Source organism: Desertihabitans aurantiacus (assembly GCF_003344635.1).
Lineage (GTDB): Bacteria > Actinomycetota > Actinomycetes > Propionibacteriales > Propionibacteriaceae > Desertihabitans > Desertihabitans aurantiacus.
The window spans coordinates 1-7,543 of sequence record NZ_QPKK01000192.1; the positions used below are offsets into that span (position 1 = coordinate 1).

The 7,543-nt window shown below is 74.2% G+C and carries 10 protein-coding genes and 1 pseudogene; 9 read left to right on the forward strand and 2 right to left on the reverse strand.

All coding sequences use genetic code 11. The features are described from left to right. The 4 genes and pseudogenes from DVA66_RS14365 to DVA66_RS14380 form a co-directional block, all read left to right on the forward strand. Nucleotides 1-333: pseudogene (locus DVA66_RS14365) on the forward strand (hypothetical protein); the annotation flags it as partial. Nucleotides 334-434: 101 nt separating this feature from the next. Next, entirely contained in the window at nt 435-1,901 is a 1,467-nt protein-coding gene (locus DVA66_RS14370) for a DUF5605 domain-containing protein (protein ID WP_114560704.1), read from the forward strand. A gap of 59 nt (nt 1,902-1,960) precedes the next feature. Continuing rightward, complete coding sequence (locus DVA66_RS14375) at nt 1,961-3,013, forward strand: FAD-dependent oxidoreductase (protein ID WP_114560705.1); 1,053 nt, start codon at nt 1,961-1,963, stop codon at nt 3,011-3,013. Between the two features lie 27 nt (nt 3,014-3,040). After that, a complete protein-coding gene (locus DVA66_RS14380) occupies nt 3,041-3,511 on the forward strand; it encodes a hypothetical protein (RefSeq protein ID WP_114560706.1) in 471 nt (156 codons plus the stop codon). Nucleotides 3,512-3,530: 19 nt separating this feature from the next. On the opposite strand, the gene DVA66_RS14385 is transcribed toward DVA66_RS14380, so the two are convergent. Then, nucleotides 3,531-3,932, reverse strand: coding sequence for a VOC family protein (locus tag DVA66_RS14385; RefSeq protein WP_114560707.1), 402 nt, complete (start codon nt 3,930-3,932; stop codon nt 3,531-3,533). 99 nt (nt 3,933-4,031) lie between these two features. On the opposite strand from DVA66_RS14385, the gene DVA66_RS14390 reads away from it, so the two are divergent. The 4 genes from DVA66_RS14390 to DVA66_RS14405 all read left to right on the forward strand — a co-directional run bounded on the left by DVA66_RS14390 (nt 4,032) and on the right by DVA66_RS14405 (nt 6,493). Further along, nucleotides 4,032-4,784: a GAF and ANTAR domain-containing protein gene (locus DVA66_RS14390; protein WP_114560708.1), complete on the forward strand. Its 753-nt coding sequence runs from the start codon at nt 4,032-4,034 to the stop codon at nt 4,782-4,784. A gap of 118 nt (nt 4,785-4,902) precedes the next feature. Then, complete coding sequence (locus DVA66_RS14395) at nt 4,903-5,496, forward strand: molybdopterin-dependent oxidoreductase (protein WP_114560709.1); 594 nt, start codon at nt 4,903-4,905, stop codon at nt 5,494-5,496. Further along, entirely contained in the window at nt 5,493-6,227 is a 735-nt protein-coding gene (locus DVA66_RS14400; protein WP_114560710.1) for an FAD-binding oxidoreductase, read from the forward strand. The genes DVA66_RS14395 and DVA66_RS14400 overlap by 4 nt, the downstream gene beginning before the upstream one ends. Beyond that, nucleotides 6,224-6,493, forward strand: coding sequence for a DUF6510 family protein (locus DVA66_RS14405; protein ID WP_114560711.1), 270 nt, complete (start codon nt 6,224-6,226; stop codon nt 6,491-6,493). Before DVA66_RS14400 ends, DVA66_RS14405 begins: the two co-directional genes overlap by 4 nt. A gap of 33 nt (nt 6,494-6,526) precedes the next feature. Here DVA66_RS14405 and DVA66_RS14410 read toward each other — a convergent pair whose 3' ends face one another. Beyond that, on the reverse strand, nt 6,527-7,312 hold the full coding sequence (locus tag DVA66_RS14410; RefSeq protein ID WP_114560712.1) for an SDR family NAD(P)-dependent oxidoreductase: 786 nt from the start codon (nt 7,310-7,312) through the stop codon (nt 6,527-6,529). A gap of 51 nt (nt 7,313-7,363) precedes the next feature. Here DVA66_RS14410 and DVA66_RS14415 point away from each other — a divergent pair. Next, nucleotides 7,364-7,543 (forward strand): DUF6221 family protein (locus DVA66_RS14415; protein ID WP_157974017.1); only part of this gene is annotated, 180 nt, incomplete at its 3' end.

The following is a 7,543-nucleotide window of genomic DNA, read 5'->3' on the forward strand; positions in this document are numbered from 1 at the left end:
CGGCTCGCGCCGGTGGTGCTCGAGGCCGCCGCCGCCGGCGACGAGCTGGCCGCCGACGTCCTGGCCCGGGCCGCCGACCTGCTGGTCGCGGCGGTCGAGACGGTCCGCACGCCGGAGGAGCGGACGCCGGTGGTGCTCGCCGGCGGGATCGCCGGCACGGTGCTGGTCGGCGACCGGGTCGCCGAGCGGGTGGGTCGCCGCTGGCCCGAGGCCGAGCTGCGCCGGGTGACCAGCTCCGAGGCCGGGGCCGCCTGGATCGCCGCCCGCAGCGTCTGGTCCGCCCTGACCGAGGAGTTCCACACCCGGCTCTGCCGCCCGGCCACCCTCGGCTGAGGAGCCGGTCCCGACCGGGTGCTGTCGGCGAGATCAGAGGATGGCGTACCGTATAGGAGCGCGGTAGCGAATATCCATTCGATCGACAGCGAGGTCGCGGCATGGTGGAGCAGCACGTCGAGCAGTGGGGCGTCTTCGAGGCGGCCGTCTCCGGTCCGGACACCGGCAACCCCTTCGTCGACGTCACGCTCACCGCGGTCTTCCGCCTGGGTCATCGCAGCTGTGCGGTCGAGGGGTTCTACGACGGCGACGGCCGCTACCTCGTCCGGTTCATGCCCGACCGCTGCGGGGAGTGGAGCTACGAGATCTCCGGTCTCGACCTGCCTGACGACGAGCGCACCGGATCCTTCACCTGCGTCCCCCCCGCGCCGGGCAACCACGGTCCGGTGCGGGTGAGCGGGCCGGCCTTCCGCCACGAGGACGGCACGCGCTACACCCCCTTCGGTACCACCTGCTACGTGTGGTCCTACCAGCCCGAGGACGTGCGGCAGCGCACCCTGCGGACCCTCGCCGGCTCGCCCTTCAACAAGATCCGCATGTGCGTCTTCCCGAAGAACTACGCCTTCAACGAGCGTGAGCCCGAGCGGACGCCGTTCCCGAGGGACGGCGCAGGGTTCGACCTCACCCGCTTCGACCCGGTCTTCTTCCGCGACCTGGAGGCGCAGGTGCTGGCGCTGCGCGACCTCGGCGTCGAGTGCGACCTGATCCTCTTCCATCCCTACGACCGGGGCCGCTGGGGATTCGACCGGATGCCCGAGGAGGTCGACCACGCCTACCTCCGGTACGTGATCGCCCGGTTGGGCTGCTTCCGCAACATCTGGTGGTCGCTGGCCAACGAGTACGACTTCATGCGCGAGAAGTGCGCCGACGAGTGGGACCGGCTCTTCCACACCGTCGAGCAGCACGACCCGTACCAGCACCTGCGCTCGATCCACAACGGGACGCGGATGTACGACCCCGACAGCCTGAGGCTCTACGACCACCACAAGCCCTGGGTCAGCCACGTCAGCCTGCAGCACTGGGACCTCCACCTCACCCGGGGCTGGCGCGCGACCTGGGGCAAACCGGTCGTGGTGGACGAGTGCGGCTACGAGGGCGACCTGCACCAGCGCTGGGGCAACCTGACCGCGCAGGCCGTCGTCGAGAGGGTCTGGACGGGCACGCTGCTGGGCGGCTACGTCGGTCACGGGGAGACGTACCGCAACGCGAGCGGTGAGATCTGGTGGTCCCACGGCGGTGACCTGGTCGGTGGGAGCCCGGCGCGGATCGCCTTCCTGCGCACGGTGCTCGACCGGCTCCCTCCCGGAGCGGCGCCCCTCGAGGCCTTCTACGACGCGCCGACGACGGGCGTGGAGGGGCAGGCCTACCTCCAGTACTTCGGCCAGCACAGCCCCGGGGTGCGTCAGCTCGACCTCCCTGCCGGGGTGGACTTCCACGTCGACGTCATCGACACCTGGGAGATGACGACGCAGCGGTTGGACGGCACCGTCTCCGGTGCGGTCTCGCTCGAGCTGCCGGGACGGCCCTACGTGGCCGTCCTGCTCACGGCGGCGACCCCTCCGGCGTAGCCGCGGCCCGCCGGCCCACCGCCGGGACTGCCCGTGACGGCCCGGTTGTTGCCTCCCACGTGGAGCGGACGGATGTGGTGGTGGTCGGGGCCGGGCAGGCGGGGCTGTCCAGCGCCTACCACCTGCGACGGCTGGGCCTCGAGCACGTGGTGCTGGACGCCAATCCCGCCCCGGGCGGTGCCTGGCAGCACCGTTGGCCGACGCTGCGGATGGCGACCGTGCACGGCATCTTCGGGTTGCCCGGGATGGACTTCACCCCACCCGACCCCTCGCGCCGGGCCAACGAGGCGGTGCCGGCCTACTTCGCCGCCTACGAGCAGCGGATGGGGCTGGAAGTGCGGCGTCCGGTCACCGTCTCCGCCGTCCGCGACCTCGGGTCCGAGCTGCTGGTCGAGACCGACGACGGGTCGGTGCGCACCCGCGCGCTGGTGAACGCGACCGGTACCTGGACCCGGCCGTTCTGGCCGTCCTACCCCGGCCGGGAGACCTTCCGGGGACGGCAGCTGCACGCCGCGCAGTACCGCGGACCCGACGAGCTGGCCGGGCACCGGGTGGTGGTGGTCGGCGGCGGCTCGACCGCCGTCCAGCTGCTGCCCGAGATCGCCACGGTGGCCGAGACGCTGTGGGTGACCCGCCGTGAGCCGCGGTTCCGCGAGGACGAGTTCACCCCCGAGATCGGCCGGGAGGTGGTGTCCCGGGTCGAGGACCGGGTCCGCCGCGGGCTGCCGCCGGAGAGCGTCGTCTCGGTGACGGGGTTGGTCCGCACGCCGGAGGTGGCGGCGGCGGAGGCCGCCGGCGTGCTGGAGCGGCACCCGGTGTTCGACCGGATCACCCCCGACGGCGTCGCCTGGTCCGACGGACGCACCTGGGACGCCGACGTCATCCTGTGGTGCACCGGCTGGCGCTCGGCACTGGACCACCTCGCCCCGCTGCGGCTCCGCGGCCCCGGCGGCGGCATCCGGATGGACGGCACCCGGGTGGCCGCCGACCCGCGGATCCACCTGGTCGGCTACGGCCCCTCGGCGAGCACCGTCGGGGCCAACCGGGCCGGACGGGTTGCCGCCGCCGAGCTGCGCGAGCTGCTCGGCAGCACCGCACGATCGACCGCCTGACGCGGGCGGCTACGGGATACTGGCCGGGTGGACGACACCGGCGCGGACGACACCAGCACCGACCGCCGGACGGGGCGGACGCACCCCGGGGCGGCGCCGGCGGCACGCCGCTGGCCCCCGGTGCTGCTGGTCCCGGCCGTCGCGGGTCTGGCCACGCTGGTGGTGATGGTCGTGCGGGCGCTGGGCGCCGGAGCCGGTGACGTCGCCCCGGCGGCCGCGCTGTTCGTCGTCTGGAACCTGCTGCCCTGGGTGGCGGCGGCCGTCCTCGTGCTCGTGGTGCACCGGCGGGAACCGCTGACCACGCCGGTGCTGTGGTTCGGCACCGTGCTGCTGGCGGTGCTGGCCGGCGGGCTCATCACGGCCGCACTGGTCTCCGGCGACGCGCAGGCCGGCATCGTCTTCGCGGTGCTGCCGGTCTACCTGCTGCTCGGTCTGGTGCTGCTGCTCGCGCTCGCCCTCGTCATCGGGGTGGGCCGCCGGCGCAGCCGCACCCGCTGACCCCGGGCCCCACGGCGCGTCAGAAGAAGCAGAACGGGTGCCCGTCGGGGTCGAGGAGCACCCGGACGTGCTCCTGCGGCTGGTGCTCGGCCAGCACCGCACCCAGCCCCACGGCCCGGGCCACGGCGGCGGCCACGTCGTCGGTGTGCAGGTCGAGGTGCTGGGTGGCGACCTGGGCGTCCGGCTCGGCCGGCCACACCGGACGCCGGTAGTGCCGCTCCCACTCCAGGTTGAGGGTGAACCCGTGCACCCCCTCGGGCGGGCGGACCTGCGCCCAGCCCGCCTCCGGCGGCTCACCCGGTCCGGGCGGTTCGTCCGCGGTCACCGGCCAGCCCAGCAGCTCCGCCCAGAAGCGGGCCAGCCGGCGGGGCGCGGGTGAGGTGATGGTCACCGACGTCAGCTCGATCCGTGGACCCGTCATGGCCCCTCCTTCCTCCGCTCCCATCCTGTCGGTCTCCGCCCCGGAGGGGTAGCGTCATGCATCCCGGTGGCATGCAGGGCGACGACCCAGGAGGTGGCGATGCAGGAGGACCTCGCCGACGTGATGGCCCGGGTGGCCAGGACGTTGCACGAGAACCAGTCGGTCGAGGAGACCCTGGACGCCGTCGTGCACGCGGTCCGGGCGACCGTACCCGGGGTGAGGCACGCCGGGATCTCCATCGGCCGCCGGGACGGGACCATCGAGACCGTGGCCGGCACCGACGACGTGGTCTGGCGGATCGACGCCCTGCAGTACGAGCTCGGCGAGGGCCCCTGCGTGGACGCGATCCTCGGACGCACCCGGACCATCGTCAACGACATCGGAGCGGACGAGCGCTGGCCCAACTTCGCCCCCCGGGCCACGGCGCTCGACGTCCGCTCCCAGCTGGGGGTGGAGCTGTTCAACGAGTCCAGCGGCGTCGGCGGGCTCAACCTGTACTCCAGCGAGGTCGGCGCGTTCGACGAGGAGGTGGTGCACGTCCTCGAGATCTTCGCCTCCCACGCGGCCCAGGCGCTGGGCAAGTCGATGCGCGAGGAGCAGCTGCAGGAGGCGTTGCGCAGCCGACGGCTCATCGGCCAGGCGATCGGGATCGTGATGGAGCGCTACCAGCTCGACCAGCAGCGGGCCTTCGACTACCTCATCCGGGTGTCGCAGCAGAGCAACGTCAAGCTGCGCACGCTGGCCGCCGAGCTCGTCGAGCAGCTCGACGACCGGGCCCGCCAGTCCGCCCGTCCCGCCCCGGCGCCGCCCCCGCTCGACGGCCTGGCGGCGCCCTCGGGCGAACGCGCCTAGCCGGGCGCCCTGATCCCGCTGCCGGTCGTGCCGGCGACGGCGTCCGGCCAGGTGGTGACGTGCGGCCACCGGATCTCCTAGATTGACCGGCACGTGCGCGTGCCCTCAGGAGGTGCCGATGTCGTTCGTCAACAGCGGGTTCACCGGTCGTCGCGGTCAGCGGGACGAGCGGCTGCCACCCGGGCAGACGCTGGTGGAGGACTGGCCGGTGCTCTCCGCGGGCCCGACCCCGCAGGTGTCCACCGCCGACTGGACCTTCACCATCACCACCGAGGACGGCGCGGAGCACCGCTGGTCCTGGGACGACCTGACCGGGCTCGGGATCGAGGACGTCACCACCGACATCCACTGCGTCACCCACTGGTCGAAGCTGGCGATGCCCTGGCGCGGCGTCCCGCTCGACGCCTTCTTCGCCGACGTCGACACCTCCGCCGACTACGTGATGGCGCACTGCCACGGCGGCTACACCACCAACGTCCCGCTGGAGGACCTGCTCGACGGCAGGGCCTGGGTCGCGGTGGAGGCCGAGGGCGAGCCGCTCACCCCCGAGCACGGCGGACCCGCCCGGCTGCTCGTGCCGCACCTGTACTTCTGGAAGAGCGCCAAGTGGCTCCGCGGGCTGCAGCTGATGCCGGACAACGACCCCGGCTTCTGGGAGCAGCACGGCTACCACCTCCGCGGCGACCCCTGGCAGGAGGAGCGGTACTGGTGACCCCACGGCGGGCCGCCTGGCACCGGGCCACGGTCGTCTCCGTCACCGCCGAGACCGCCACCGCGCGCCGGATCGAGCTGGAGGTGCCCACCTGGCCGGGCAACGAGGCCGGGTCGCACGTCGACATCCGGCTCACCGCCCCGGACGGCTACCAGGCCACCCGGTCGTACTCGGTGGCCTCCTCCGGACCGGGGACCCGGCTGGTCCTCGCGGTCGACGAGGTGGTCGACGGTGAGGTCTCGCCGTTCCTGGTGCGTGTGCTGGCCGTCGGCGACTCGGTCGAGGTGCACGGCCCGCTCGGCCGGTTCTTCGTCTGGACGCCCTCGGCCGACCCCGACCCCGCCCCCGTGCAGCTGGTGGCCGGCGGCTCCGGCGTCGTGCCGCTGTACGCCATGGCCGCCGCGCACGAGCGCAGTGACGACGGCAGCGAGTTCCGGCTGCTCTACTCGGTGCGGACCCCCGACGACGTGTTCTTCCGCCGCGAGCTGGCGGCCCTGCGCCGCACCCGGGTCGACCTCGTCCACACCCGCTCCGCGCCCGAGGGTGACCGCCGGCCCCCGCGGCGGCTGGTGCGCGAGGAGCTGGACCGGCTGACGCTGGGCCCCGCGCTCGCGCCGAGGATCTTCGTCTGCGGGTCGACGCCGTTCGTGGAGACGGTGTCCCGGTGGTTGCTGGAGGCCGGGCACGCGCCCGCGGCCGTCCGCACCGAACGGTTCGGAGGGAGCGGATGACCCACCTCGACGGGAACGCGTGCGCCGGCACGCTGGCCGACCTCTTCGGCGAGGACGTGACCCTGGCGCTGGGTCGCTGCGCGGGCTGCGGCCACCACGCCGTGCTGGCGGAGGTCGCCGCCTACGTGACCGCGATGGGCACGGTGCTGCGCTGCGCACCCTGCCAGGCGGTGCTGGCCGTGCTGGTCACCACCGCCTCGGAGCGGGTGGTGGACCTGACGGGTCTGTCGCCGCTGCGGCTCGCCGCCCCGGGCGACCGCGGCTGAGCCAGACGTCCCGGGCGGGGCCGCCGAGTGGTCTCAGGCGCCGCGGCGGCGCAGCGGGCCGGCGGCCATCAGACCGCCGTCCACCGGGAGCACCACCCCGCTGATCCAGGACGCGTCGTCGGAGGCGAGGAAGGCGACCGCGGCGGCGATGTCCTCCGGCTCGCCGGCCCGGCCCAGCGGGTAGGCGGCGGTCAGCTCGGCCAGCGACTCCGGCTGGTCGTCCCAGACCCGGGTGCGCACGGTGCCCGGCATCACCAGGTTGACCCGCACGCCCGCCGGGCCGTGGGCGGTGGACAGGTTCGCGGTGAGGTTGACCAGGGCCGCCTTGGCCGCGGAGTAGGGCTCGCTGCCGAAGCTGCCCAGCCCGTTGACCGAGCCGATGCTGACGACGTTGCCGCGCCGGGGGAGCAGGTGCGGCAGGCCGGCCCGCACCACGCGGACCACGCCCATGAGGTTGAGCTCCAGGTTGGCCAGCCAGTCCTCGTCGGAGGTGCCGGGCAGCGGCGGGTGGGAGAAGGTGCCACCGGCGCAGCTGACCAGCACGTCCAGACCGCCGAAGGCGTCCACCGCCTCGGCGACGGCCCGGTCGACCGACTCCGCCGAGGTGACGTCCATCGCCACCGCCAGTGCCCGGGCACCGGTGCCGGTGAGCTCGTCGGCGACCGCGCCGGCGGCCGCCTCGTCCAGGTCGGCCACCACCACCGTCGCCCCCTCGGCCGACAGCCGCCGGGCGCAGGCCCGTCCGATCCCGTTCCCAGCCCCGGTCACCAGCGCCACCCGGTCGGCGAACCTGCCCTGATCAGTCGTCACGGACCGCATCATGGGCCCTGGCCGCCGGCGGCGTCGAGCCGGCCCCGGCAGGATGGGGGGATGACGCTGCGCGAGTTCCTGCTGGCCCGGATCGGCGAGGACGAGGACGCCGCACGGGCCGCCGCCGGGCCGCGCTGGGTGCCCGCGGTGGCCCCCGACGACGAGGGCGGCGTCGGCGCCTGGCTGGTGACGCTGCCGCACCGGGGCGACCCGCGCGGACCCGGCCCGCGGGTGGCCACC

Coding starts and splice junctions, on each gene's coding strand:
- DVA66_RS14370 (WP_114560704.1), top strand. CDS start 435: ATGGTGGAGCAGCACGTCGAGCAGTGGGGCGTCTTCGAGGCGGCCGTC.
- DVA66_RS14395 (WP_114560709.1), top strand. CDS start 4,903: ATGTCGTTCGTCAACAGCGGGTTCACCGGTCGTCGCGGTCAGCGGGAC.
- DVA66_RS14385 (WP_114560707.1), bottom strand. CDS start 3,932: ATGACGGGTCCACGGATCGAGCTGACGTCGGTGACCATCACCTCACCC.
- DVA66_RS14405 (WP_114560711.1), top strand. CDS start 6,224: ATGACCCACCTCGACGGGAACGCGTGCGCCGGCACGCTGGCCGACCTC.
- DVA66_RS14390 (WP_114560708.1), top strand. CDS start 4,032: ATGCAGGAGGACCTCGCCGACGTGATGGCCCGGGTGGCCAGGACGTTG.
- DVA66_RS14410 (WP_114560712.1), bottom strand. CDS start 7,312: ATGCGGTCCGTGACGACTGATCAGGGCAGGTTCGCCGACCGGGTGGCG.